Origin of the sequence: Geothermobacter hydrogeniphilus (assembly GCF_002093115.1) — a bacterium.
In the GTDB taxonomy this organism is placed as follows: domain Bacteria; phylum Desulfobacterota; class Desulfuromonadia; order Desulfuromonadales; family Geothermobacteraceae; genus Geothermobacter_A; species Geothermobacter_A hydrogeniphilus.
This window is the reverse complement of the sequence record NZ_NAAD01000003.1, coordinates 84,410-110,133: the sequence shown is the minus strand read 5'-3', so window position 1 is coordinate 110,133 and position 25,724 is coordinate 84,410. Positions and strand designations below refer to the sequence as shown.

Annotated in this window: 21 protein-coding genes and 1 riboswitch; of the genes, 5 read left to right on the top strand and 16 right to left on the bottom strand. The window is 59.0% G+C overall.

What is annotated here, in order from left to right; all coding sequences use genetic code 11:
• Window positions 1–3: 3 nt before the first annotated feature.
• On the bottom strand, window positions 4–1,347 hold the full coding sequence (gene ffh, locus B5V00_RS03935) for a signal recognition particle protein (protein ID WP_085009457.1): 1,344 nt from the start codon (window positions 1,345–1,347) through the stop codon (window positions 4–6).
• 108 nt (window positions 1,348–1,455) lie between these two features.
• A complete protein-coding gene (locus B5V00_RS03930; protein ID WP_085009456.1) occupies window positions 1,456–1,710 on the bottom strand; it encodes a putative Se/S carrier protein in 255 nt (84 codons plus the stop codon).
• A gap of 116 nt (window positions 1,711–1,826) precedes the next feature.
• Between B5V00_RS03930 and B5V00_RS03925 the strand changes: the two genes are divergently transcribed.
• Entirely contained in the window at window positions 1,827–2,081 is a 255-nt protein-coding gene (locus tag B5V00_RS03925; protein WP_139800640.1) for a hypothetical protein, read from the top strand.
• Window positions 2,078–2,575 (top strand): DciA family protein, encoded by a 498-nt coding sequence (locus tag B5V00_RS03920; RefSeq protein ID WP_085009455.1) that lies wholly within the window; start codon window positions 2,078–2,080, stop codon window positions 2,573–2,575. Before B5V00_RS03925 ends, B5V00_RS03920 begins: the two co-directional genes overlap by 4 nt.
• Window positions 2,576–2,616: 41 nt before the next feature.
• On the opposite strand, the gene B5V00_RS03915 is transcribed toward B5V00_RS03920, so the two are convergent.
• The 13 genes from B5V00_RS03915 to alr all read right to left on the bottom strand — a co-directional run bounded on the left by B5V00_RS03915 (window position 2,617) and on the right by alr (window position 20,452).
• Window positions 2,617–3,345, bottom strand: coding sequence for a tRNA1(Val) (adenine(37)-N6)-methyltransferase (locus B5V00_RS03915; protein ID WP_085009454.1), 729 nt, complete (start codon window positions 3,343–3,345; stop codon window positions 2,617–2,619).
• 99 nt (window positions 3,346–3,444) lie between these two features.
• A complete protein-coding gene (locus B5V00_RS03910; RefSeq protein ID WP_085009453.1) occupies window positions 3,445–5,682 on the bottom strand; it encodes a hypothetical protein in 2,238 nt (745 codons plus the stop codon).
• A 378-nt stretch (window positions 5,683–6,060) separates the two neighbouring features.
• Window positions 6,061–7,164, bottom strand: a complete 1,104-nt coding sequence (locus B5V00_RS03905) for an NHL repeat-containing protein (RefSeq protein WP_085009452.1) — start codon at window positions 7,162–7,164, stop codon at window positions 6,061–6,063.
• A gap of 126 nt (window positions 7,165–7,290) precedes the next feature.
• Window positions 7,291–7,908: a cytochrome c3 family protein gene (locus B5V00_RS03900; protein WP_085009451.1), complete on the bottom strand. Its 618-nt coding sequence runs from the start codon at window positions 7,906–7,908 to the stop codon at window positions 7,291–7,293.
• Window positions 7,909–8,156: 248 nt separating this feature from the next.
• Window positions 8,157–9,149: a cytochrome c3 family protein gene (locus B5V00_RS03895; RefSeq protein WP_085009450.1), complete on the bottom strand. Its 993-nt coding sequence runs from the start codon at window positions 9,147–9,149 to the stop codon at window positions 8,157–8,159.
• A 39-nt stretch (window positions 9,150–9,188) separates the two neighbouring features.
• Window positions 9,189–10,274: an SMP-30/gluconolactonase/LRE family protein gene (locus B5V00_RS03890; protein WP_172399615.1), complete on the bottom strand. Its 1,086-nt coding sequence runs from the start codon at window positions 10,272–10,274 to the stop codon at window positions 9,189–9,191.
• A 53-nt stretch (window positions 10,275–10,327) separates the two neighbouring features.
• Window positions 10,328–12,286 (bottom strand): cytochrome c3 family protein, encoded by a 1,959-nt coding sequence (locus B5V00_RS03885; RefSeq protein ID WP_085009448.1) that lies wholly within the window; start codon window positions 12,284–12,286, stop codon window positions 10,328–10,330.
• Between the two features lie 373 nt (window positions 12,287–12,659).
• Window positions 12,660–13,520, bottom strand: a complete 861-nt coding sequence (gene ccsB / locus B5V00_RS03880; RefSeq protein ID WP_085009447.1) for a c-type cytochrome biogenesis protein CcsB — start codon at window positions 13,518–13,520, stop codon at window positions 12,660–12,662.
• A 48-nt stretch (window positions 13,521–13,568) separates the two neighbouring features.
• Complete coding sequence (gene resB / locus B5V00_RS03875) at window positions 13,569–14,948, bottom strand: cytochrome c biogenesis protein ResB (RefSeq protein ID WP_085009446.1); 1,380 nt, start codon at window positions 14,946–14,948, stop codon at window positions 13,569–13,571.
• Window positions 14,949–15,497: 549 nt separating this feature from the next.
• Window positions 15,498–16,016, bottom strand: coding sequence for a 5-(carboxyamino)imidazole ribonucleotide mutase (gene purE / locus B5V00_RS03870; RefSeq protein ID WP_085009445.1), 519 nt, complete (start codon window positions 16,014–16,016; stop codon window positions 15,498–15,500).
• Window positions 16,017–16,255: 239 nt separating this feature from the next.
• On the bottom strand, window positions 16,256–17,533 hold the full coding sequence (gene purD / locus B5V00_RS03865) for a phosphoribosylamine--glycine ligase (protein ID WP_085009444.1): 1,278 nt from the start codon (window positions 17,531–17,533) through the stop codon (window positions 16,256–16,258).
• Between the two features lie 91 nt (window positions 17,534–17,624).
• Window positions 17,625–19,190, bottom strand: coding sequence for a bifunctional phosphoribosylaminoimidazolecarboxamide formyltransferase/IMP cyclohydrolase (gene purH, locus B5V00_RS03860; protein ID WP_085009443.1), 1,566 nt, complete (start codon window positions 19,188–19,190; stop codon window positions 17,625–17,627).
• Window positions 19,191–19,336: 146 nt separating this feature from the next.
• Window positions 19,337–20,452: an alanine racemase gene (alr, locus tag B5V00_RS03855; protein ID WP_085009442.1), complete on the bottom strand. Its 1,116-nt coding sequence runs from the start codon at window positions 20,450–20,452 to the stop codon at window positions 19,337–19,339.
• 528 nt (window positions 20,453–20,980) lie between these two features.
• Between alr and B5V00_RS03850 the strand changes: the two genes are divergently transcribed.
• The 3 genes from B5V00_RS03850 (at window position 20,981) to thiC (ending at window position 24,276) form a co-directional block, all read left to right on the top strand.
• Window positions 20,981–21,166: a CooT family nickel-binding protein gene (locus B5V00_RS03850; protein WP_085009441.1), complete on the top strand. Its 186-nt coding sequence runs from the start codon at window positions 20,981–20,983 to the stop codon at window positions 21,164–21,166.
• 20 nt (window positions 21,167–21,186) lie between these two features.
• Window positions 21,187–21,283: riboswitch (TPP riboswitch) on the top strand.
• Window positions 21,284–21,340: 57 nt separating this feature from the next.
• Window positions 21,341–22,774 carry a bifunctional hydroxymethylpyrimidine kinase/phosphomethylpyrimidine kinase gene (gene thiD / locus B5V00_RS03845; protein WP_085009440.1) on the top strand — a complete coding sequence of 478 codons (1,434 nt, stop codon included), beginning with the start codon at window positions 21,341–21,343 and terminating at the stop codon, window positions 22,772–22,774.
• A gap of 194 nt (window positions 22,775–22,968) precedes the next feature.
• Complete coding sequence (gene thiC / locus B5V00_RS03840) at window positions 22,969–24,276, top strand: phosphomethylpyrimidine synthase ThiC (RefSeq protein ID WP_085009439.1); 1,308 nt, start codon at window positions 22,969–22,971, stop codon at window positions 24,274–24,276.
• A gap of 210 nt (window positions 24,277–24,486) precedes the next feature.
• Here the strand turns inward: thiC and B5V00_RS03835 are convergent, their stop codons facing one another.
• Window positions 24,487–25,722 carry a ChaN family lipoprotein gene (locus B5V00_RS03835; protein WP_085009438.1) on the bottom strand — a complete coding sequence of 412 codons (1,236 nt, stop codon included), beginning with the start codon at window positions 25,720–25,722 and terminating at the stop codon, window positions 24,487–24,489.
• Window positions 25,723–25,724 lie beyond the last annotated feature (2 nt).

Here is a 25,724-nt window from a genome sequence, read left to right as displayed (position 1 = left end):
AACCTAAAACGGCATGCCGCGCATCATTCCCTTAAGCCCCTTGGGACCCATTTTCTGCATTTTTTTCATCATCTTCTGCGCTTCCGAAAAACGCTTGATGAGCTGATTGACGTCCTGCACCGTCGTTCCACTGCCGCGGGCGATTCGCTGCCGACGGGAACCATTGAGAATCCGGTGATCATGACGTTCACGGCGGGTCATCGAATTGATGATCGCCTCGATTTTTTTCATTTCCTGGTCGGGCGGCTGCATCCCCTTCATCTGCTTCATCGCCTTGCCAGCGCCGGGGATCATCTTCAACAGGCCCTCCATGGAACCCATCTTCTTGATCATCTGCAGTTGATCGCGGAACGTTTCAAGAGTGAAACCATCCTTGCGCAACTGCGCTTCCATCCTGGCGGCATCCTCGGTCTCGACCACCGACTGGGCCTTCTCGATCAGGGAAAGAACGTCCCCCATACCGAGAATCCGCTGCGCCATACGGTCGGGATGGAACACCTCAAGGGCGTCGAGTTTTTCGCCCATACCGACCAGCTTGATCGGCTTGCCGGTTACCGCGCGGATCGACAGCGCCGCACCACCGCGAGCATCACCGTCGAGTTTGGTGAGAATCACGCCGCTGATGTCGAGAACCTGATTGAAGCTCTCGGCGACATTGACGGCGTCCTGCCCGGTCATGGCATCAGCGACGAACAGAATCTCGCGCGGCTCGAGGGAATCCCTGATCCGCACCAGTTCCTGCATCAATTCGCTGTCGATATGCAGCCGCCCGGCGGTGTCGAGGATCAGGGTGTCAAACCCGTTCAACTCGGCGTAGGCACGGGCCGCTTCACAGATTTTTACCGGATCCTGCCCCGGCTGGCTGTCGAAGACCTCGACATTGATCTGGCGGCCGACAGTCTTGAGCTGCTCAATCGCCGCCGGACGATAGATGTCGGCCGGCACCAGCAAAGGGTTGCGCTTCTGCCTCCGCAGAGAAAGCGCCAATTTACCGCAGGTGGTCGTTTTACCGGCCCCCTGCAGACCGCAGAGCATAACCGGAACCGGCGGGCGTGCCGCCAGGTCGAGAGCATTGGCCTCACCCTCGCCCATCAATCGGGCAAGTTCCTCGCGCACAATCTTGATAACCTGCTGGGCCGGTGTCAGACTTTTGAGGACATCCTGGCCGAGAGCCCGGTCACGAACCGCAGCGATAAAATCCTTGACCACGCGGAAGTTGACGTCGGCCTCGAGCAGAACCAGCCGGACCTCCCGCAGAGCGTCCTTGATATTCTCTTCGCTCAGGCGCCCACGGCCCCGCAGCTTCTTGAAGACCGTGTCAAACTTTTCCGTCAGGTTATCGAACATCGATCACATCTATCACTCTGGATGAAGCCTTCTCACAAAGGATGAAATAATAGTGAAGCGCCGATCGACTGTCAAGGAGAAAACGACGGCGGTGAGACAAGTTAGCCCTTACGGAAGCAACTCAAAACCGCCCTCCTGCTTTTCATGCAGTTCCACCGGCGACAACCGCGCTTCATCGAGCAGTGCCAGTACCCGCGCCCGGTCTTCCGCCACGATGCGAATCGCCAGACCGCAATCGGAACTGAGTTGACGCGGCACAGGAATCAGCAGGATGTTCGCATCTGCGGACTTGAGCAGTTTTTCAGCCTTCATCACCCGGTGAATCGAGTGAAAAATGGCAACCAGATCACCTTTTTTGACCATGCTGTCCTTCCCTTGGGGCCGGCATCATGCCATGATTGTCACAACGAAGCAACCCCACCATTGACCCGACGGAGAAAAGGCGATAAAATCCCTCAGTTTTTATCAGGAGACCATCGGTGATATCCGAAACAACCATCCACCTTACCAGCTTACTGGTTTTTGCCTTCGGCGCCAACCTTCCCCTCGGCTACCTGCGCGAAGGGGTACGCAAATTCTCGCTCCGCTGGTTCATCTACATCCATATCACGATTCCAATGATCATCCTGCTGCGCCTGCACTATGGTTTCGGCTGGAGTATTGTCCCCCTGACCCTGGCCTGTGCCGTGGCCGGACAACTCCTCGGGGGACGAGCCCGGCGCCGGGTGCAATGAACAGGAAACCGAAGCGACCACGTCTCCCCCAGGCGGTCAGGGCCGGAAGCATCGCCGAGGAGTTCTTCTCCAGTGGCGGCTATGCGGAAAAACTGAAGCAGTACCGCGCCTGGCAGGTCTGGGAGCAGGTGGTCGGACCGCAGATCGCCTCCCACGCCAAACCGTTACGCATTCGCGACGGCATCCTTGAGGTGCGCGTCGACCAGCCGATCTGGATGCAGCAGTTGCGGATGATGGCGCCACAGATTCTGCAGAAACTCAATCAGGAACTCGGCGAAGGGCTGATTCGCGAGCTGTTCTGGAAACGCGGCCGGATGCCGGACACCCCTGTCGAGACAACATCTCCCGAACGTCCGCCGCGGAGCCCGTTGACCGAAACCGAACGGGCCGCCATTGAACGGGAACTTGCCGCCCTGCCCGAGGGTGAAATTCGCGATGCCCTGCGCCGGGTTCGTATCCGGCAGGCGGAGACTGAAAAGGGGAGAAGGCAGTAGGCAGTAGGCAGTAGGCAGTAGGCTGCAAACTGACAACTGCCCTATTCTTGCCCGAGGCCGAAACCGGTATAGATCTCCCGTACCTCCGCGGAGTAATCGTCTCCGTCATACAGGTAAAGCGGCGGCTCGATCTTCAGGCCGCCGGGTCTGGCCGCGCGCCGTCCCTCAACCAGCACCAGCTTGGCCCCCTCACCTTCCCTGGAGTGAACCATACGCAACCGTTTTGGCTCAATTTTGCAACTCTGCATCAGGGACAGCAATTCCGCAAGCCGTTCCGACAGATAGACAATGCAGAAGTGCCCGTTGTTTTTCAGCAGATAGGCGGCGGCGCGAATAAAGTCCTCCAGCCCGCCGGCCATTTCATGCCGGGCCCCGGCACGCTCGGCGTCGGGAGCAATGCGACCGCTTTTGGGGGAGCGATATGGAGGGTTGGTCAGTACCGTCCGGTAGGACTGCGCCGCAAACAATTCCCGGCACTGCCGCAGATCCCCGTGAATGACGCGAAACCTGCCGGGCTCCGGCAGGCGGCCGAGGTTTTTACGGGCAGCAGCAACCGGCAACGCTTGCCGCTCAATGCCATCCACCCGCTCCACCCCTCCGGCAGCCAGCAGCAACGCGATGATTCCACGGCCACAACCGAGGTCCATCATCGGCGCCCTGCAGGTGGCCCCCGCGAAAGCGACCAGCAGAAACGGATCAAGGGACCAGCGATACCCTTCCGGCGACTGACTTTCTTCGTCCCGAAGAATGGATGCAACGATCGATTTCATCAAATCCAAACCACCCGTCCGACAGCTTCACCCAACAAAAAGAAAGCCCCCTTCACCAGAGGATGAAAGGAGCCGATTGCAAACGATACCACATAAGGATCAGAATGTTTTCTTGACTTCCACCCGCCAACGATGCTCAACGCGCTCAGGAAGAACGGCACCATCCTTTTTCTCTCTGTCTCCGTAAGCATAGTCGAGGTTGATTTTAAATTTCTGGTAATCAAGCCCCGCCATCAGGTAAACCGCGTATTCACCCTGGTCATCCTGCTGAAAATAACGATAACGGACACGTGATCCGAGGTACAGGTGACGGGTCGGGTACAGGTTGACGGCCACCCCGAGAGTGGTAACGCGAACATCGTAACGGGAACTCGTTTCCTCCTCGTAACGAAGCTCCTGCTCAATCGAGGCGATGCGACGAATCAGGCCGGTCTGACGATAGATGTTGCGCTGCAGCGACTGCCGAGCATCGACGGTGGTGTAATCGGGACCGTTGACGATGTCACTCCAGCGGTAGTCCAGCCGCCCCCGCAATTCCCAGTTCCGGTTCGGAGCGTAATTGAGCGTCAGGTGATGATTGAACTCATTCCTCGTCCCCCCGCCCACACTGGTTCCCAGAGTAACCAGATTGCTGTTGTTTTCTACCGACGGCGTCGAGTTGAGGGTATATTCCGTGGCCATCCGCAACGAAAACGACCGTCGATCATAATTCAGAGTGTGCCTGAAATTGAGCTGGTCATCGCTGTCCGAAGACGCATTCAGATGGTCATAGATGAATTCAATGCGGTTGTCCAAACGATTGGAACTGGTCATTTCGGCAAACAGCGCCAGAGTATTCCGCCAGGTGGTGCCGGTCTGAAAATTCGCATCATTGAGCTTTTCAACCTCTCCCAGCGGGATGACATAGCGGGTCAAGCTGCCACCCAGGTCCCCCTGTCCCCAGACCAGCTGTTCCTGCCCCCCGACCCTGAGTCGCGAGGTGATATTGGTCTCGACCTTGCCGATCAGCACCGTTTCATAATAATTGCTGTCGTTGACATTGGCCTTGTTCCGTCCCGCGAACCGGGCGACGGAAACAGACCCGAACATATCATAACGGGGGCGATAAGCCTGGTTCGAATAGAAGGAGAAGGTCAACCGCTGGGCATCCCCCTGCATCAGGTCATCGTTGTTGTATTCCAGCTCCGACCTGAAATCCGCCCGATAACGGGAGTTGCGGAACCCTTCGATCTTCGTGTCAACCAGGGAAGAATCGACATGCCCCGTCTGGTTCCCGCCGGTGGCAAAATTCGATTCATCGCGCTTCTCCCCGAGCAGACGGACCCGCCAGGCCGTGTCACGGTTCAACTGGCCGGAAGCGAAAATCGGAATCTCCAATTCCCTGATCATTCGATCAGCACGGAGCAGACGCTCAAAGGTGGTGAAGTTGCTGAACTCCCAGTTGGTTCGTCTTCCAACAGAGAAAAGATTCAGGTCGTAGCGTTCCTCATCCGGCACGAATCCGGAGGAATCCAGGGTCGTGTAACTGACATCGGCGGAAATTTTGATCCAGTTGGTGATATTGATCCACTGGCGGGTCAGCGTGTGATCAACAGTGCCAAGCATGAAGATCTTTTCGCGGAAATTATTCTGCGGGTCGAGATAATCGACATAATCGTGAAGACGGTAATGGAACCAGTTGTCTTTCTTGTTCAGGGAGACAAAAGCCAGGTCGCGTTCGCTGTATTTCTGCGGGGTGAGAGACTCAAGATCACGGACATCCACCTGACGATAGTCAATCAACAGCCGCGGGAACATGGAAAGGATATCACGATACTTGCCGAGATAATGGCCGTTGCGGATACCGAGAAACAGGGTGGCACCGCTCTCAATGCGACTGCCGTCCTGAATGTCATCGTAGACCAGCGGCTCAATCACACCTTCGGTCTGATAGGGGAAGAAATCCCCCTGCCAGGCGAAAGTCGAGTCCTCAACGAATTGGGCTTCAGAGAGATCGCGGGAATACGCCTGAAAACGGATCGGCAACCCCCCCGGAGCGAAGAGAAATTCTCCCTGAAAAAGCGCTTTCGGCGCCTGCAGCGACTGACTTTCGCCATTTTCATCCAGATCCAGGCTGATCCACTCGGCGCCGAGAGCAAGTTTATAACCACCGCCCCGCCCTTCATAAATCTGACCGTCAAGGGAATAAAGCAGACTGTACTTCTGCGCGAAATAGGAGGTGTCGGCAACCTGTTGCCCGTCCTCATCCGCCTTGTAGCCGCCATAAGCCAACTCAACACTGCCGTTGAGACGGCTGAGGGCAAAAGCTGGCTGCAGACTCGTCAACAGCAGCAGCAAACAGATTGAAATTTTTAAGAATGTTTTAAACAATTTACAAAGTCCCCGCGACAAAGTCTGCCCTGTTTGGTGCAAAAAGCGTTCCCCGGCCGCCATGGCTATCGCAAATAGCTCACGCTCATGGCGGACCCTCGGCAATAAGCTTTTTCACTATTTATTTCAGACTGTTAGATACAGGGATCGACTCGAAAAACCGCCGATGCAACACCACATCAAAAACTGTGCTTCAGCACAGTACGGCATATCGCCACGCCGCCGCCTTCACACCATGAAATACCGGGGAAAAGGCGTTGCCCAAAACGGACCGCCCACCAAAAAAAAGGCCCGCATTAAAGCGGGCCCGGCGTGAAACTCAGTCATGCAATGGCGCCATAAACATCATTGGGGCTTCTTCTTGTCCGTAGAAAGACCATACTTCGAATAGTCGGCGCCCTCTCGCACCCCGAAGGCATAGAGACTGACCCGGCTCGGCCCGAACTGGTTGGCGACCGCCACTACATAACTGGCCTTGAACCCGGGCGCGATAAATTCCTGCAGATCGGGAACAACATCGGCACTGACGGCGATGCCCAGCGGCAGAAAAAGATTGGCCGGAGGGGGCGCATCAGCATAGTACATCAGCAGGCGATCGTTGCGGTCAAAAACCTGGACATTCTCGAAGCCGCCGTCGACCACATGCAGCAGCCCATCAGGGGCCACGGCAATCCCCTTGGGCCGGGTGAACTGACCCGGCCGGTCACCGACCTGGCCGATCTCCCCGAGGAGCTTGCCCTCAGGCGAAAACTTCAGCACTTTGAACAGCCCCATGTCACTGACGACGAGATTTCCGGCACTGTCGAAAGCCAGCGAATAGGGCCAGTACAACTCACCTTCTTTGGTTCCGAACGTCTGCAGAACTTCTCCATTGGCGATGTCGATACGATAAATCCGGTGGTGCCGCAGGTCCCCGACCCACAAGTTGCCCCCCGCGGCAACCATTCCACCCGGGCGGAAGCCCTCCGGGAAACTGTAGGAACGAATGTATTTCTCATCCTTGTCGAGAACAATGACCGTATGCAGGCCACTGTCCGCGATAAACTTCCGACCCTGCTCATCAATGGTCAGGCCGACCGGTTTCTGCAGGGCAAAGGTCTCTCCCCCCCCGGCGGAATCAAACCCCTGCAGCACCCTGGCTTTGCGTTGCTGCAGATCAAAACGCCACAGCGCCTGAATCCCGGAATCAATAACATAAAGGACATGTCCGTAGAAGGCGACATCGGTCGCTTTCTTGAAAACCATCGGTGCCGTATTGCCCAGCGCTAGGGCGAGTCGACGCTTGTTCTCCGGCAGAACATCGAGTTCCGTGATGAAGGTGGTCAGATACTGGACACGCGGCAGATCGGGGGGAGGAGGAAAATAGACCGGCTCCAACTTCTTCTTCGGACCGGCACAACCGGCAAGCAACAGAACCAGGACCAGAACGGTACAGCATCTCTTCAGCACGACTTCACCTCTTGACCCAGAATTCCTTCACTGCGGAAGGTGGGAAACTTTAACACGATTTCCGTCAAGAAACAAAAAAAGGCTCCCGGCCCAGGGACCGGGAGCCTTGAATGCAGACATAACGACTTACTTGTTGTGACAGACCAGGCACAGGGCGCTGTTGGCGTTACTGGCCCGCAGCATGGGTTGACCCGCGCCGCCGTTGTGCACGTCGTGGCAGGAAGCGCACTCGACCTTGTCAGTGTACAGCGGCAGGGTCACACCACCGTTGGTGACCGAGGTGCCGACGGCGGCATCCGCAGCACGCAGACCGGCGTCGGTGCCGCCATTGGCCGCATCTTCGTAGGTCACGCTGACCGGGTGGTCGTTGCTGAGGTCGGTACCGAGGTTGGCGGCAATACCGGTTGCCATCGGGGTACCGGTGGTCGCGCCGCCGTAGGCGTCGATGGCGGTGACGCCGTCATGGCAGGAGAGGCACAGCTTGGAGCGGCCTGAGGGCGACGTGATGGTGCCGTCGAGGGATGCCGAGGTGTAGGTGGTGAACGTCTGGGTCGTGGTGTAGTGGTTCCACAGCGGCGCGTCAGCCACGCTGGTGTCGGCACCATGCGGGGTGTGGCAGAACACACAGATTTCGGTGGCATTGTAGGGAGCCTGGGTAAAATCGTGCTTGGAGCCGCTGATCACGGCCATGGCAGGGGCGGCAAACAGCATCAGCGCTGCGGCCAGAACAAATACCTTCTTCATTTCCTTACCTCCTTGGAGTTGCGTTTTGAGTGGACCATCCACCCTTCATCGTTCAATGCTCATCCCGACGCCACGCTGGCGTGTATTTGAGCGGTTTATCGCTACACACAAACACATAGCAAGGCATGTGCCAACCCGAATTCACCCCAACAAGTCTCGGTTTTTCCTGAGATTACATCACCGGTCCCCCAAAAGACCGGGCGGCGTCCTGCCATAAGACCGAAAGTCTATTTGGCAAAAGACGCACTCTACTTCTGATGGCAGACCGCACAGAGTCCGAAACGGCTGGTCTTCTGCTGAACAAAAAGCTGCTCCACCGCACCACCGTGGGGATCATGACAGCCGGCGCAGGAAAGCTCACGTCCGGGCCGACTCGGGTCGGGACGCCCCTCCAGGGGGTGGGAGTTGCCGGTCAGCCCCTGAACAGCGTGGACCTGGCCGCGAATCGCTTCATGGCAGCCGAGACAGAGGTCGTTGACCTTGGCGACAAGTTGCGCCGGCTGGTCACTGGCATGGGGGTCATGACAAGGCAGGCAGAGGCCGGCATCAACCGGACCGTGCAACTTCTTGTTTCTGGCAAAACGGTCCTCCTGTTGCCTGTGGCAGCCACCGCAAAGGGCCGCGTCATCACTGGAAACCGTATACTTGACACCATTCTTCGGCTGCATACTGTGACAGGCCGCGCACTGCATGGCACCAGCCGGTCCATGCACGTACTTGCGATTCAGCATGCGACGGTGACAGGAGGCGCAGGGATTCTTGGCCGGGTCGGTCTGCCGCATCTCAACCTTGTCCGGATTCATATTATGACAGCCGACACACTTGGCTTCACGCTCGGCGGTATGCATCCGAAACGGCACGAACCCGGACGGGACAGCTGTCATGGGGTCCTTCTGATAGAAAAGAACAGCCGTCGCCCTGGCCACCTGCTTCCCGGCGACGTAACCCTTGACCTCGACCTGATTTTTACCGGCATCGAATTCCGGCTGCAGAATCAGCAGGTCGCCGAAGGCGGCCCGGTAATCAGCCCCTGAAATATCGATCGGATCGCTGGCCACCCCGTTGATGGTGATCACCATCGCCTCAAGCTGAGGCTTATCCCCGCCCTTGATAATCAGGTAATTGGACTTGGTCACCACCGTCTTGTCAGCCGGGTAGACAATTTCAAGACCGGCCGCCGCCGCCAGTGACGTCACCAGCAGGGAACCCGCCAGGACCGACATCCAGATCAGCTTTTTCATAATTTACCTTCCATCAGTTGCGCTTCATTTTCATCTTACCTACTTCGCTGGAGTCGACTTGAAAACAGCCGTCGGCACCAGCCTCTCTCCAGGCAGGATCGGATGTTTTTCCAGGTAGGCGGGGGTAAGATACTGGAAACGGTGCACCATACGATTGAGCCCGTCAACAACCCAGATCCCATCCTGCTTGTCAACCGCGATTGCCTTGGGCAGATTCATCCCTCCGGGCACAACCTTGCTCAGGTTGCTGGCATAATGCCCGCCGACAGTCAGCAACAGCCTCCCCTGCAGGTCAAAAACAATAAAATCGTTGGCCATCGAATCGGTCACATAAATCAACCCCGAAGTTCGACTGACCGCTAGGCTTTTGGGAATGCGAAACAGCCCCCGCTGGGTCCCGCGACCACCGAAAGCGCGCAGAAACTTACCCTGCGGGGAAAAAACCTGCACCCGGGCATTCATCGCGTCAAGAACGTAGAGATTCCCCTCGGCATCGAAATCAGCATCCAGAGGAAAATTGAACATCCCGGGAGCCACTCCGCGCGCCCCCATTTCACCCAGATAGTTTCCGTCACCATCAAAATGAACCAGCCTGTGGGCACCGGTATCCACCACCCAGACCTGTTGACCATCCGGAGAGACGGCAATGCCGGTGGGTCGTGACAGATGATTCTGCCCGAAGGATTTGAGGTAGGCATCAGCAGCCGAAAAAACATCAACCCGATGCTCAATGGCATCAACCACCAGGACTGTACCCCGTGGAGCCACGGCGATGCCGATCGGTCGACGGAAGAGGTAATCCCGCCCCTTGGCGTCTTTCAGGTAGCGGATTTTCTTTTGCGAAAAATCGAGGACAACAACCTTCTTGATGATCAGATCAGAGACCAGTACCTCGTCCTTCTTGACAGCAATGGCATGGGGCTGCTGAAAAACCGGAACCGGACGTTCCCTGCCGAACACGGCATCGGAAAAGGGGTTCTCGACCCCTCGCTTCAGATCCTGTTCGCCAAGATAGTAGTTGAGATATTCAATGCGCGGCTGGCCCGTCCCGATCGGCCAGAAAAACCTTTTTCGGGGTGCCGCGGCGGGTGAACATCCGGCCAACAGCAGGACCGGCAGCAACAACCAGCATCCGTATTTATGGCAGAACCGCCTCAAACTCACCTTCATCCCTCGCTTCACTTGTTGCGCACCGGACGCACCCGATCATAACCCCGCGGCTGGTGGCACCCGACCATGCAGGTGCCGCCGGTCTCGGTCTTCTGCAACTTGATCGGGATGTCCCAGCTGCCGAAACCACGGGTCTTGCTCTGAACCAGCTTCGGCTGATCGGCACCGTGGACATCGTGACAGGTGCGACAGACCCTTCCCTTGGTGCGCTTGTTGACATGCACGTAATGCAGATTCCGATCCCCGTTGCGAAAGTTGGTCGCCTCGGAGGTACGACGATATTCCAACTTGCCCCGGTTATGGCAGGTCAGACAGAGTGCATAGGTCCCCGGCCGGTAGGGCGCATAGAACTCGCCCGGCGGAGGATAACTCGCCCTCAGCAACGGTGGATTCCGTGACCCGTGGGGCGCGTGACAGGCGACACAGCGGCCATTCTTCACCGGCTGATGCTGGGAAACACTGCCGGCAATCTTCTCCTGCATCTCGTCATGACAGTCAAAGCACATGGTTTCCAGAGGACTGCTGAACATGCGTGGTTGCCCGGTACCATGAACATCATGACAGACGGTGCAGCCATCCTCAAGGGCGGGATGCTTTGAAACTGCATTTTTTGCCGTAGCGGCAATGTCATCATGACAACCGGCACAGAGGGCGTCTCCACGAGCCGGCAACATTTTCGGCTGCGGTCCATTGTGGGGGTTGTGGCAGTTGGTGCAACCGTCGGCGACAACCGGATGGACATTCTTCATGGTCCCCAGTTCAGCCTTGTCATCATGGCACATGAAGCAGAGCTGATTGCCCGGTTCGATGGTCTGATACTCCCCATCGGCAGCATGGACATCATGGCAGCTCTCGCATTCACCGGCGGCAACCGGCGGATGCACGAATTGACCATCAGTCTTGTCATCATGACACTGATAGCAGAGAGCGCTGCCGGTCGCAGGCAGCATCTTTTCCTTCGGACCGCCATGAGGTCCATGACAGGAGGTACATTCCCCATCGGCCACCGGGGTATGCACATGCGCCTTACCGTCGGTCTTGCTCTCGTGACACTGGTAACAGAGAGCACTGCCGGCGGCACGAAGCATCTTCGGATTCGGGCTGGCATGCGGATTATGGCAGGAGACGCATCCCTCTTCCACCGCCGGGTGGACCACCTTCATCCCGTCGGTCGGATCATCATGGCACTGCAGGCAGAGATCATTACCCTCTGCACTGAGCATCTTCGGCGCATCCCCGGCGTGGGGGTCATGGCAGGCGGTACAACCGTCTTCCAGGGCCGGATGAACATATTTCATCCCCTCGGTCGGGTCGTCATGGCAGGTCAGGCAAAGATCCTTGCCTTCCGCCGGCAGCATCTTCGGCGCCGGGCCATCATGGGGATCGTGACAGGAGGTACAGCCTTCCTCAAGGGCGGGATGAACATATTTTCTGCCGCCGGTCGGATCATCGTGGCAGGTCAGGCAAAGGTCATTGCCTTCAACACTGAGCATCTTCGGAGCATCCCCGGCATGGGGATCGTGACAGGAGATACAACCTTCCTCCACAGCCGGGTGCTGATTGGTTCCGCCACCCTTGTCATCATGACACATCAGACAAAGCGCGTTGCCGGGCTGCAGCAGGAAATACTTATTGGCTGACTGGTGAGGGCTGTGACAACCGGTGCAACCCTCTTCGAGAATCGGATGAATATGTTTTTTCCCCTCGGTTTTGCTGTCGTGACAGAGATAACAGAGATCGCTGCCGGTCTTGACCAGCTTGAAGGCACCTTTCTTCCCCGGATGCTTCCTGCCGGTCGACTCGTGACAGAGACCACATTCCCCCACCGCGACCGGACCATGCACCACTTTTGCCTTCCCCATGATGGCGTGACAGGCGGTCGTCACGCAACCACCGGCCCAGGCACTGCCCTGAAATAGGAAAAATGCCGCCAAAACCATCAAAAGGTATTTCAACAGCCGCTCCATTGCAGAAACCTCCTGTCAATACACAGTCATCGATCCGGCCAAAAGACGGCACAGACCAGCCCTTTCCGAACCCCATCCGGGATCGTTCGGCAGGGATTAAACCTGAAGCAGTGAACTCCTTGCCAGCGGATAGCGCAAGACTGACCTGCCTGAGCTTCTCAAAAATCGTCAGCGAACCTATGAATGCGCTTCAAATTTTCGGAAATCCCATCCAGGACAAGCACTTACACTCCCGCCCGTCAGAAACTCACGAATTCAGGTTAAAAACAAAAGGCGGCTCCCGCGCAGTTCACTCGAGCTGCAAACAGGAACCGCCCCCATAAAAAGATGCAATCTTCACACCACGGCCGGCCGGGCCGGGGGAGGGAGAAGATCAACCGCCACCATAGGAATGAAGACCGGAAAGCACCAGGTTCACTCCAAGGTAGCAGAAAATGGTCGCGGCAAAGCCGAACACCGACAGCCAGGCGGCCTTTCTGCCGACCCATCCGCGGGTAAAACGGGCGTGCAGGAAGGCGGCATAGACGAACCAGACGATCAGGCTCCAGGTCTCCTTCGGATCCCAGCTCCAATAAGTTCCCCAGGCATAATTAGCCCAGGCGGCACCGGTAATGATACCGAGGGAAAGCAGCGGAAAACCGATCATGATCGCCTTGTAGTTGATATCGTCCAGCACTTTGATGCTGGGGAACAGCGACATCACCCCGCCGGCCGGAGTCGATTCAGCATTATTCTGCTCCTTGCCCGACTTGATCAGGTACATGATCGACACCCCGCAGGCGACAGCGAAGCATGCATAGCCGAGAAAACAGGTGATGACATGATAGGTCAGCCAGTTACTCTGCAGCGCTGGGACCAGGGGATCGATGGCGTCATCGAGGTTGAGTTGGGCCCAGGTCATGCCGAGAAAAGCGAAGGGCACGACAAAGGCTCCGACCGCGCGCTGCTTGTATTTCAGGTCGATCAGGATGTAGATCAAGACGATGGTCCAGGCGAAAAAAACCACCGATTCATAGAGATTTGAGAGCGGCGCCCTGCCGTCGGCACCGAGCATCTGGTAGGACTCGTACCAGCGCAGACCGATGCCACCGGTATGCAGCACAAAACCGATCCAGGTCGCAATGTTGGCAACCAGGGAAACACCCTCCTTGCGGGTCACCAGGTAGCCGACAAAAAGGATCATGGCGGAGAAATAAGCAATAGTGGTGAAATTGAACAAATTAACGCTGGACATGATGTGTGTGCCTCCTAAAAGTTCTGGCAACAGCGTGGTTCAGACAACCTATTTTTTCAGCGACTCCTCGAAGTCCCTGGCAAAATCTTCAAACCAGATGGCGAAAGCCGCCTGATTACGGTGCGCATTGGCGCCGTAGCGGACATGGGTCTTGCCGCCTTCCGCACGAACGGTCACCCAGAGACGACGGTGAGAAAGGAAAAAGGCCGAAAAAGTACCGGCGACAAGAAAGAAGCAGCCCAGCCAGACGACCCAGACACCGGGGTCTTTAGCAACCTGCAGACCGGTATAGTAGCGCTGCTTGTAATCGAGCAGGCTGAAGATATATTCACCGCCGCGCTGGGCGTCGAATTCCGGGAATTTCTGCAGCACAACAAAGGATTTCCGACTCCTTCCTGCCGGATTCTTGCCGGTCAGGTCGGGCAGCATCTCAATCCGGGCAGCCGAACCGAAGGTCTGAAAATGTTCCGTGAAATCAGCTACCCGAAACGCCTGTCCGCCCGGCAGCTTGACCGGCTGGCCCTTGTGGGCGACAACGGTCACCGTCTTGCCGGTGGCCCGTTCGCGTACCTTGAAGTGAAACTGCGGATCACCCATCGGTCCGTAACTTGACTGGTAGAACGTAATCCCTTTATAGGTCAGCGGGTCATTGACCTCGATGGTCTTCTTCACCACCTCTTTGCCATTCTCCAGCACCACCAGGTCACTGACAAACTCCTTGGGGCGCATGCCGCCGGGATAGAACTGCACCTCGAAACGATCACAGCGCACCTCGAACCCCAGATCGATCGGTGTATCGCTGCCGCGCGGCCAGACCTTGTCGGTACTGCTTCCCTCGGGAATATTGACATAGGCCTTGTAACCCCAGACGGTGCCCAGGATAGCGCCAAGGAAAATCACCAGGATCGACAGGTGGGTGACGTAGACACTGAACCGAGCCCAGGGCATTTTCTGAGCGAAAAGCTGGATTACCCCCTCCCCTTCAGCGACCCGCGGCCGGGAAAACTTCTGACCCAGAAATTCCGCCAGCCGATCACGGACCTCCTCAGGAGCCAGACCGACGGTCAGTTCTCCTCCATTGGCCAGAGTCTTGTAAAACCGTTCATCGGGGTCAAGGTTCGGCTGGTTGACCAGCTTCAGAATCCGCGGCAGACGCTTGATCGAACAGCAGATCAGGTTGACGGCGAAAAGAGTCAGCAGGGTCAGGAACCACCAGGAGTGGTACATGTCGAGAAAATTGAGGGCGGAGAATATCCGGTAGGCGGTCTCGCCGTACTCCCTGACATAATCCTGGGGATTCGCGTTCTGCTGGATCACGGTCCCGATAATGGAGGTGAGAGCCAGCAGGATAAGGGTACTGATGGCAAGTTTCAGGGAACAGAAAAAGTCCCAGACGTGGTCGAAAAACGAACTTTTTTTTGCGTTCAAGCGTCGTCTCCTGATAGGTCGGCGTGGCGAGGAGGCTGGTCAAAATTGACGAGCCGGCGATAACACCGACCCGCTGGCATCCAACAGCCTTCGAGAGACTGGGGGACTAAATCTAACCAATCTCATCAACATTAATCGAACCGTTTTCAGTCTGTCAAGCTTGATGCTTTTGCAAAAGCATCAAGTGTGTTGGCTAAGCAAAAAGCGCCAGCAGCAAGACGCGCGATTGTCGAGCAATGAGGCGTACTTACGTACGTTGAAGCAGCGAGACAAACGCAGCAACGCAGCTGCTGGTGAGTTTTTGCGACGCCATCAAGCTTCCCCCTGAATCATTGGGGGTCATGCCGGATGAAAAGTACAAGCGCCTGGCCTGAATGTGATTTTCAAAAATCTGAGGCGTACCCATCCGGTTCGCCGGTGATTTCTGGAAAGGACAGACGAGTCAATGGCTTGTGCTGTTCGCCGGCAATGAACTCACTGATTCAGAGCCTCCCCTCCATCGGATCCATCAGCACAGTGCAGGCCGGTCAATCAAAGAACAGACCGGAATCAAAATCCATCCTTGCGCAGTCGCTCTTGCAATTTCTCGGCCTTGGCGACCACCCCCGCCGCCATCGTCTGCCGCTGGTCGGTCAACTTGTCCCGCAACGACGAGTCGGCAACGGCAAGAATCTGGGCGGCAAAAATTCCGGCGTTGCGGGCTCCGGCCTTGCCGATCGCCATGGTCGCCACCGGAATTCCGGCGGGCATCTGCACCATCGCCAGCAGAGCGTCGAGTCCGTTCAGGGCGGTCGCGTCAATCGGCACGGCGATCACCGGCAGAGTGGTTTCAGCAGCCACCACCCCAGCCAGGTGAGCCGCGGCGCCGGCGCCGGCGATCAACACCCTGATGCCGCGACCGGGCGCCTGACGAACGTATTCCGATGTTCGTTCCGGGGTGCGATGGGCACTGGTCACGGTAACCTCAAACGGAACGCCGAACTCACGCAGCGCCCGGGCCGCTTCGGCCATGATCTCGTAGTCGCTGTCGCTCCCCATCAGGATTCCGACCAACGGCTTGTCACTCATACAAAACTCCTTTGATTTCAGGCACTGGGCACTGGGCACTCGGCGCCGGGAGAATCTTGAACAACCCGGCGCCTGACGCCCAGAGCCTAGCAGGCTGATGAAAAACGCCCATCTGCTGCGTTGTCCTCACCCCGCGTCAACGACGTACCTTCCGGTACGCCTTATTCCGCGGGGTTGCGGACGCCTTGCATCTGGACATTTTTGCTCAGCCTGGGGAACGTGACTTTTTCAACATCCTGCTAGCGCCCGCCCTTGAGCGCTTTCGCCCCGATATCTTTGCGATAATGAGCATCCTGCCAGGAAATTGTCTCCACCCCCCGGTAGGCCTTGCGAATTGCTGTCGCCACATCACTGCCGAGCCCGGTCACCCCGAGAACCCGACCGCCATTGTTGACGACCTTACCATCCACCAGCCTGGTGCCGGCATGAAAAACAACCAGATCGTCGATCTGCGCGGCCTCTTCCAGCCCCTTGATTTCGTGTCCCCTGGTGAAGCTGCCCGGGTAACCGCCGGACGCCATCACCACACAGACTGCGGCCTTGTCATGCCACTCAAGAGAGGTCTGCTTCAACTCCCCGCGCGCGCAGGCCTGCAGAATCGGCACCACGTCCTCCTTCATCCGCACCAGCAACGGCTGCGCCTCGGGATCACCGAAACGGGCGTTGAATTCGACCACCCGCGGTCTGCCGTCCTTGATCATCAGCCCGACATAGAGAATCCCGGCATAAGGGTGCCCATCGGCGGCCATGCCGGCTACGGTCGGTTTGACGATGGTCTCGACGATCTCGTCGTACAGCTCGTCGGTCACCACCGGTGCCGGCGAATAGGCGCCCATGCCGCCGGTATTGAGCCCCTCATCGTTATCGAAAACCCGCTTGTGATCCTGGGAGGAGGCCAGCGGCAGAATATTTTTGCCGTCGGTGAAGGCAAAGAAGGAGGCCTCCTCGCCGTCCATGAACTCCTCGATCACCACGCTCGTCCCGGCACTGCCGAAGACCTGCTCCAGCATGATATCATCGACGGCGGCAATGGCGGTCGCTTCGTCCATCGCCACGATCACCCCTTTGCCGGCCGCCAGGCCATCAGCCTTGACCACGATCGGCGCACCCTGTTCCCTGATATAGGCCACTGCGGCGGCGTGCTCGCTGAAGCTGCGGTAAGCGGCGGTCGGAATATTGTGACGCGCCATCAGATCCTTGGAAAACCCCTTGCTCCCCTCGATCCGGGCGGCCGCCCGACTGGGGCCGAAAATCTCCAGACCGGCCTCCTGGAAACGATCGACAATCCCCATGGTCAAGGGCACCTCCGGTCCGACCACGGTCAGGTCGATGCTCTCGGCGCGGGCGAAATCCAGCAGCGCGTCGATCTCGTCGGCGGCAATATGAACGCACTCGGCGAGTTGGGCGATGCCGGGGTTTCCCGGCGCACAGTAGAGGGTATCAACCAGCGGCGACTGGGCTATTTTCCAGCAGAGCGCATGTTCGCGGCCACCACCGCCGACAACGAGAACTTTCATAATGACTCCTGAATCGGCCAAAGGCCAAAGGCGAAAGGCCAAGGGAAAGACCCTTTAGCCCTTAGCCTTTTGCCCTGCGCCGAAGTTGTAGTTAGTGCCTGAAATGCCTCATTTTCGTAAACACCATCGCCATGCCGTGCTCATCGGCGGCGGCGATCACCTCTTCGTCACGGATCGAACCGCCCGGCTGGATCACGGCGCTGATACCGACCTCCGCCGCGTTGTCGATGCCGTCACGGAAGGGGAAAAAGGCGTCGGAGGCCATGGCGGCGCCCTTGACATCGAGCCCGGCATGTTCAGCCTTGATGGCGGCGATGCGGGCCGAGTTGACCCGGCTCATCTGCCCGGCGCCGACACCGATGGTCATGCCGTCCCTACCATAAACAATGGCGTTGCTCTTGACGAACTTGGCGACCTTCCAGGTGAAGAGCAGGTTCCGCATCTCCTCCTCGGTCGGCTGACGGCGGGTCACCACCTGCAGCTCTCCGGTCAGGGCCAGGTCAAGTTCCTGGACCAGCAGTCCACCGTTGACCCGTTTGAAATCGAACCGCGCCGCCGGCTGTTCCGGCCACTGGCCGCATTCGAGCAGACGCACGTTCTTCTTGGCGGCAACGGCCTCCACCGCAGCCTCGCTGACCTTGGGAGCGATGATCACCTCGACAAACTGTTTCTCGCAGATGGCCGCCGCGGTCTCACCATCAAGCTCCCGGTTGAAGGCGATGATACCGCCGAAGGCCGATTCCGGATCGGTCGAGAAGGCGCGCCGATAGGCATCGAGCAGGGTCTCGCCGACAGCCACCCCGCAGGGGTTGGCGTGTTTGACGATGACGCAGGCGGGCGCTTCATTGAACTGTTTGACGCATTCGAGGGCGGCATCGGTATCGCCGATATTATTGTAGGACAGCGCCTTGCCCTGCAACTGGCGGGCGGTGCTGATCGAGGCTTCGGTAACATTCTTTTCGACGTAGAAGGCCGCTTGCTGATGGGGATTTTCACCGTAACGCATCTCCTGGGCCTTGTGAAACTGCAGGCTCAGGGCCGGCGGAAAGGCGGCAGACTGTTCATCCAGCCGACATCCGAGCCAGTTGGAAATCGCGCCGTCGTAGGCGGCAGTGTGCTGGTAGACCTTGACCGCGAGACCGAAGTTGGTTGCCGGGGAAACCGCGCCGCCCGACGCCTTCATCTCGGCCAGCACTTTCGGATAATCGCCCGGGTCGACCACCACCGTCACCGAACGATTATTCTTGGCCGCGCTGCGCAGCATGGTCGGACCGCCGATGTCGATATTCTCGATGGCATCCTCCAGGGAGCAGTCGGGGTTGGCGACCGTCGCCTCGAAGGGATAGAGGTTGACCACCACCATGTCGATCGGCTCGATGCCATGCTCAGCCATGGTCGCGACATGCTCTTCATTGTCGCGCAACCCGAGCAGACCACCGTGAATCTTGGGGTGCAGGGTCTTGACCCGGCCGTCAAGCATCTCCGGAAATCCGGTGAATTCGGATACATCCTTGACCGCCAGACCGGAGTCCCGCAGCAGTCTGGCAGTGCCTCCGGTAGAGAGAATTTCGACCCCGTAGCCCGCCAGCTCGGTGGCGAATTCGACGATGCCGGTCTTGTCGGAAAGACTGATGAGAGCGCGTTTAATGGTAGCCATTTTTCAACCTCGGGAAAGCTGTAGGTGCAAAAAACAGAAAAAACCGTCAACTCCTGGCGGTTTTCGGTGTGATCGGATGCAGCGGTCTTCAGGCGCGGCCTGAACAGGGCTTTCTACCACGGACGCGACCGCCCTGGCAACCGTTTTCAACCTTCGTAGACCCGCTCGTTATGCGAACCCAGGGAGCAGTAGAGTTCATAGTCGATGGTGCCGATCTTCGCCGCCAGATCACTGCCGCGCAACAGGGCGTCGCCGTCCCGGCCGAGAAATGTCACCCGGTCGCCGACGGCGACCTCGGGCAGGTCGGTTACGTCGACCAGGGTCCAGTTCATGCACACGGTTCCGACCACCGGCATCCGGCAGCCCCGAATCAGGACCTCTCCGCAATTGCTGAAGCGACGCGAATAGCCGTCGGCATAACCGACCGGAACCGCCGCCAGCCGGGTCGGGCGCCCGGTCGTGAAACGATGGCCATAGGAGACCCCGGTCCCGGCGGGAACCTGTTTGAGCTGGGCGATGGAACTGCGGACATGCATCACCGGGCGCAGGTCAAGATCAGCGAAACCGGGTCCTGGCAATCCGCCGTAGAGGCTGATCCCGGGGCGCGACAGGTTGCATTCGGGGAAATCACGACTGTAGAGCGCCGCGCTGTTGCTGAGATGAACCCACCGGGGAGAAAATCCCGCCTCCCGCACCTGCCGCAGGCAGGCACGGAAACAGGCATACTGTTCCTCACTGAAGGGGTTGTCCCGTTCGTCGGCCAGGGCCAGGTGGGATACCACGCCTTCCAGTTCAAGGTGAGACAACTGCCGCAGGCGTTCCAGCACCTCCGGCAGTTCCTCCGGGCGAAAGCCGACCCGTCCCATGCCGGTATCGATCTTCAGGTGAACCGGCTGTCGGATCCCGGCATTGGCCGCCAGTCCGTCAAGACGTTCCGCCAACCCGAGGTCGAACAACATCGGCGTCAATCGCAACTTCAGAACCTGGTCTTCCTCTCCCGGACGCACGCCGCAGAAGAGCAGGATCGGCCGGTCGATACCGGCCTGACGCAACGGAGCCGCTTCCCCAAGGTGGGCGACGCCGAAAAGCTCGGCCCCTTCCCCGGCCAGGGTTTGCGCGGCCCGCACTGCTCCATGTCCATAGGCATCCGCCTTGACCACGGCAAGCAGGTCGCGACCGGCAGCATACTCACCTGCCAGACGAAAATTATGCCGCAGGGCGTCAAGGTCAATTTCGATACGGGTCGCGGGCAGAGAATCCATGGCAGTACTCCATCAGGGGGCAGAACCTGAAGCAGCGAACTCAACACTGATGCTTTCGCAAAAAAGCATCAGTGTTGGCTAAGCAAAAAGCGCCAGCAGCAAGGCGCGCGATTGTCAAGCAATGAGGCGTACTTACGTACGTTGAAACAGCGAGACAAACGCAGCAACGCAGCTGCTAGTGAGTTTTTGCGACGCCATCAACACTGATTCGGGAAACAGACAAAAGAAATTTTGTAGCATGCCGGCCGAGGCGTGTAAAGCTCGGCCGGTGAATGTTTCCCGCCCGAGTCAACAATTGATGATTGACAGCGGGGGAAGGCATTCGCTAGTCTGCAGGCTTGAAACTAGGACCTGAATCCGTGAGCTTGTCACCGGCGAATAGCGCAAGCCATTGACCTGGATGCGCTTCCCAAAAATCACCGGCGAACCTGTGGGTGCGCCTTAGATTTTTGAAAATCGCATCCAGGCCAAGCACTTACACTCTTCATCCGGCACAAACCCACGGATCCAGGTAGGAGGTATCTCATCATGTGTCTCGACAACGGTCCGCTCCTGCTGGTGCAGGGCGACAAGGAACGCACCCTGGACAACGTGGCATCGCTGCTCCCTCTTGACGGCAAAGTGAAACTGGTCGACGTTTTCGGCAAGATCGAGGAGATCGCCGGCAGAATTGAAGAGATTGACCTGCTCAACAACCGCATCGTCCTGGCCTGACCAACAGGAACAATTCGAATAGACACCGCTAGGGGAGTAGTCACTGAGAGTCCGCAAGGACGACCCTTTGAACCTGATCCGGGTTATACCGGCGTAGGGAAGCGGCCGTAACCACTCGATCCAGCACCGCGGCCGAATCTGCCCGCGGTGCTGTTTTTTTATGGACTGACATAAATGATCAACGGTCTCTACTACATCACCGACGCCGACCCCGAAGGCCGCTACCTGGAAACCACCCGCGCCGTGCTGCAGGGAGGCGCCCGTGTCATCCAGTACCGCAGCAAAACCCGCTCCACAGGCGACCAGCGTGAAGATGCCCGCGGGCTGCTCGAACTCTGTCGCGAATTCGGGGCGAAACTGCTGATCAACGACAATCCGGAACTGGCGGCAGACGTCGAAGCCGACGGCGTCCATCTCGGCCAGAATGATACCCCGGTTTCCACCGCGCGGCAGTTGCTCGGACCGGAACGGCTGATCGGGGTGTCGACCCGCACCGTGGAGCAGGCCCTGCAGGCCGAAACGGATGGCGCCGACTACATCGCGGTCGGCAGCATTTACCCGACCACCACCAAGCAGGACGCGGTCCAGGTCGGGCTGAGGACGCTGGAGAAAGTGCGGCGAGCGGTCAAGCTGCCGCTGGTCGCCATCGGCGGCATCCGCCGCGATCTGGCGCCGGCGGTCCTGGAGGCCGGCGCCGACGCCCTGGCGGTGATCTCGGCACTCCGCGAAGACAGTGATCCACGCATCGCGGCACGCGAATTCTCACTGCTCTTCAACCGTGGTCTGCAACCTCCCCGCGGACGGGTGCTAACTGTGGCCGGGTCCGATTCCGGCGGCGGCGCCGGTATTCAGGCGGACCTCAAGACCATCACCCTGCTCGGTGGCTACGGCATGAGTGCCGTCACCGCGCTGACCGCCCAGAACACGCTCGGCGTAACCGGCATCCATCCCTGCCCGGCCGATTTCGTCGCCGAACAACTGGAAACAGTCCTCAGTGACCTCGGCTGCGACATCCTCAAGACCGGGATGCTCTTCTCCGCCGATATCGTCAGCGCGGTCGCATCTGCCATCGATCGTCACGGACTGCCGGCGGTCGTTGATCCGGTGATGATTGCCAAGGGGGGCGCGCCGCTGCTGCAGCAGCAGGCGGTCGAAGTCCTGATCACCGAACTGCTTCCATTCACCTACCTGCTCACCCCGAACCTGCCGGAAGCCGAGGCGCTGTCGGGAATCGCCATCGAAACCGAGTCGGAGATGGAACGTGCCGCCCGCAAGCTGCAGGCAATGGGCGCCCGCAACGTGCTGCTCAAGGGGGGGCACCTCAAGGGCGCGGCGGTCGACCTGTTGCTGGCCGGCGACAAACTGCACCGTTTTGCCTCCGAACGCATCGCCACCACCAATACCCACGGCACCGGCTGCAGCTATTCGTCGGCCATCGCCACGCTGCTCGCCCAGGGGCAACCACTGCCGGTCGCGGTCAAGACCGCCAAACGGTTCATCAACGCCGCCATCGCCGCCGCTCCCGACCTCGGCCACGGCCACGGCCCGGTCAATCACTGGCAGGGGGCGCGGGCGATCAGTGAACAGGCAGGAAGCGAAACACATTGATCCGGCCCGAAAATCTTTTTTAACGCAGAGACGGAGAGGTGCAGAGACAGAGAGAAAGCATTTTGTTTTTTAAACCTGAACGAATTCCTGGCTCAGCGTCTCTCCCCCTCTGCGTCTCCTGTTACAACGGTTTGCCTGGCGTCTTGGCATCATAAAGATTCCTCGACCCGGCAGGACAAAAAAGGAACCCGCTCATGACTCAGCTCGAAGCCGCCCGCCAGGGCCTGATTACAGAAGAGATGAAGGCCGCCGCGGCCGCCGAACAGATTGACGCCGAACTGCTGCGCGAACGGATCGCCGCCGGCACGGCGATCATCTGCCACAACGTCAAACACTCCAACGCGCCGCCGCTGGCGGTCGGCCTCGGCCTGAAGACCAAGGTCAACGCCAACATCGGCACCAGCAAAGACGACGTCTCCATCGACAAGGAGCTGGAGAAGGCCAAGGTGGCGGTGGCCGCCGGCGCCGACGCCATCATGGACCTCTCCACCGGCGGGCCGATCGACGAGATCCGCGCCGCCATCATCAGCCAGACCGACGCCTGCATCGGCTCGGTGCCGCTCTACCAGGCGGCAGTCGACACCGTGACCCGCAAGAACAAGGCGATGGTCGAGATGACCGCCGACGAGATCTTCGACGGCATCGTCAAACACCTTGACGACGGCGTCGACTTCATCACCGTCCACTGCGGCGTCACCCGCGGCACCGTCGAGCGGATGCGCAACGAAGGACGGATCATGGACGTGGTCTCCCGCGGCGGCTCCTTCACCGTCGAGTGGATGGCGCACAACGACGCCGAGAACCCGCTGTTCGAGCAGTTTGACCGACTGCTGGAGATCGTCCGCCCCTACGACGCCACCCTTTCTCTCGGTGACGGCTTCCGTCCCGGCTGTGTCGCCGACGCCACCGACCGGGCGCAGATCCACGAGTTGATCCTGCTCGGCGAGCTGACCCAGCGCGCCTGGGACGCCGGCGTGCAGGTGATGATCGAGGGCCCGGGGCATGTGCCACTGAACCAGATCGAGGCCAACATCCAGCTGCAGAAACGCCTCTGCCACGGCGCCCCCTTCTACGTACTCGGCCCGCTGGTGACCGACATCGCCCCTGGCTACGACCACATCACCTGCGCCATCGGCGGTACCGTCGCCGCCGCCGCCGGGGCCGACTTCCTCTGCTACGTCACCCCCAGCGAGCACCTGCGCCTGCCGACGGTCGAGGATGTCCACGAGGGGGTCATGGCGACCCGCATCGCCGCCCACGCCGCCGACCTGGTGAAAAAGATCCCCGGCGCCTGGGAGCAGGACCTGGCGATGGCGAAATGCCGCAAGCAGCTCGACTGGGAAGGCCAGTTCAAGCTTGCCCTCGATCCGGACAAGGCCCGCCGCCTGCGCGCCGAATCGGGCGTCGACGAGGAGCATGGCGCCTGCACCATGTGCGGTGAATTCTGCGCGTATAAGGTCATGAACGAACGAACCGAAAAAGACGCGGCGCAACTCGGCTGATGCCCCCCCCATCTGCGTCGTCGCCCACAGCCCGCGTCACTACGGAGTAGCTCCGCTACACCTCGCTCCTTGGGCCGCGGGCGCCTGGCATCTGGAGGTTTTTGATCAGCCTCGAAAGAGGCTTCCGGTAAATGAGAAGCCCCCGGAATCTGGATTCCGGGGGCTTCTTCTTTTCTTCGTGTCTTCGCGGTTGCCTTCCGGCATCCGGAGTTATTTCTTGCCGTGGTGCATCGGCTTGCTCTTCTCGAAGGTTACCCACACCTCCAGCTGCCTGCCGTCCCGTTCGATCAGCAGGGTCTTCTCGTCTCCGGGCTTGAGCTGGTTGATCACGTAGACCAGGTCGAAGCTCTCTTTAACCTGCTGATCGCCGATCTTCAGAATCACGTCTCCCTGCCTGATTCCGGCCCGCTCGGCGTTGGATTCGGGTGCCACACCACCGACGGTCACCCTGCCGTCATCCTCGCCGAGCATGACGCCGAGCTTGACCTTGCCGGCATCGTTGATTTCGTACCTGGTGTAGACCAGATAGTCATAGGGCGGCATCGGAAAGGCCGGAATATTGACATTCATCAGCCGGTCCTGACGCTCCTTGGGAATGACGATTTCCTTCGAGCCGACCAAGGCGTAGGAGGTCGGCAGCCGTCGAAAAACCCGGCGCGGGATGCCGAAACCGTTGCGGACGTGATTGCCGCCGGCGATCACCAGCATGTGCAGCTGCTCGTTCCCGGGCTGCTGCAGGTAGGCGGCGACATTCTGCGCCATGGTTTCATCCCACAGGGTCTGCACCCGACGGAAGCCGTCGAGCATGGCATGACCGGCGCTGTGACCACCGTAGATCGCCTCGACCAGCTCGTTCTGGTAGGGGTCCTCAAGGTCCATCTCGGGAACCTGGCAACGCTGCTCGGGGGTGAGATCGTCGAGCCCCTTGCGACCGACCGCCCGCACCAGATCCTTCTCGGCATTCAACCCGCGGATCGGAATCCCGCGCTCGCGGGCCAGTTGCAGCAGATCGCGGTAGAGACCGAAATCCATCCGCCAGGTGCCGTACCAGTTCGACTGCTTGAGAAATTCTTTTTCCGTCAACTCGCCGGCGACCCAGGCGTCCAGCACCTGCTGCTGGGCGGGAGTGAACATCTCCATGCCGAGAGCGACCTGTCCCGGCCAGCGATCGGCCATGGCCTGCAGCACGTCCCGTTCGAGCCGGTGGGAAGCCGGGTTGTCGTGGGTTTCCCCGACATAGACGATTCGGGCATCGGCAACAGCTGAAAGCATCGCTTCGCGACTGACATAGAGGCCTGTCGGAAAGTGCAGGACGTCACCGACCTGTGGCGCCCGGGGGGGCGGATAAGGCATTTCAGGATTTGCTTTGTTGTTCATGGCGACCCCTGAACAACCGCAGAGAAAGGCAGGAAACAACAACCAGAGGATGCGGAGGCGAAATGACATCG

Bases quoted from the DNA above. Each gene is read 5' to 3' on its own strand.
- ffh (WP_085009457.1), bottom strand. From the start codon at position 1,347: ATGTTCGATAACCTGACGGAAAAGTTTGACACGGTCTTCAAGAAGCTG.
- B5V00_RS03930 (WP_085009456.1), bottom strand. From the start codon at position 1,710: ATGGTCAAAAAAGGTGATCTGGTTGCCATTTTTCACTCGATTCACCGG.
- B5V00_RS03920 (WP_085009455.1), top strand. From the start codon at position 2,078: ATGAACAGGAAACCGAAGCGACCACGTCTCCCCCAGGCGGTCAGGGCC.
- B5V00_RS03915 (WP_085009454.1), bottom strand. From the start codon at position 3,345: ATGAAATCGATCGTTGCATCCATTCTTCGGGACGAAGAAAGTCAGTCG.
- B5V00_RS03900 (WP_085009451.1), bottom strand. From the start codon at position 7,908: ATGAAGAAGGTATTTGTTCTGGCCGCAGCGCTGATGCTGTTTGCCGCC.
- B5V00_RS03895 (WP_085009450.1), bottom strand. From the start codon at position 9,149: ATGAAAAAGCTGATCTGGATGTCGGTCCTGGCGGGTTCCCTGCTGGTG.
- B5V00_RS03885 (WP_085009448.1), bottom strand. From the start codon at position 12,286: ATGGAGCGGCTGTTGAAATACCTTTTGATGGTTTTGGCGGCATTTTTC.
- ccsB (WP_085009447.1), bottom strand. From the start codon at position 13,520: ATGTCCAGCGTTAATTTGTTCAATTTCACCACTATTGCTTATTTCTCC.
- purE (WP_085009445.1), bottom strand. From the start codon at position 16,016: ATGAGTGACAAGCCGTTGGTCGGAATCCTGATGGGGAGCGACAGCGAC.
- purD (WP_085009444.1), bottom strand. From the start codon at position 17,533: ATGAAAGTTCTCGTTGTCGGCGGTGGTGGCCGCGAACATGCGCTCTGC.
- purH (WP_085009443.1), bottom strand. From the start codon at position 19,190: ATGGCTACCATTAAACGCGCTCTCATCAGTCTTTCCGACAAGACCGGC.
- alr (WP_085009442.1), bottom strand. From the start codon at position 20,452: ATGGATTCTCTGCCCGCGACCCGTATCGAAATTGACCTTGACGCCCTG.
- B5V00_RS03850 (WP_085009441.1), top strand. From the start codon at position 20,981: ATGTGTCTCGACAACGGTCCGCTCCTGCTGGTGCAGGGCGACAAGGAA.
- thiD (WP_085009440.1), top strand. From the start codon at position 21,341: ATGATCAACGGTCTCTACTACATCACCGACGCCGACCCCGAAGGCCGC.
- thiC (WP_085009439.1), top strand. From the start codon at position 22,969: ATGACTCAGCTCGAAGCCGCCCGCCAGGGCCTGATTACAGAAGAGATG.
- B5V00_RS03835 (WP_085009438.1), bottom strand. From the start codon at position 25,722: ATGTCATTTCGCCTCCGCATCCTCTGGTTGTTGTTTCCTGCCTTTCTC.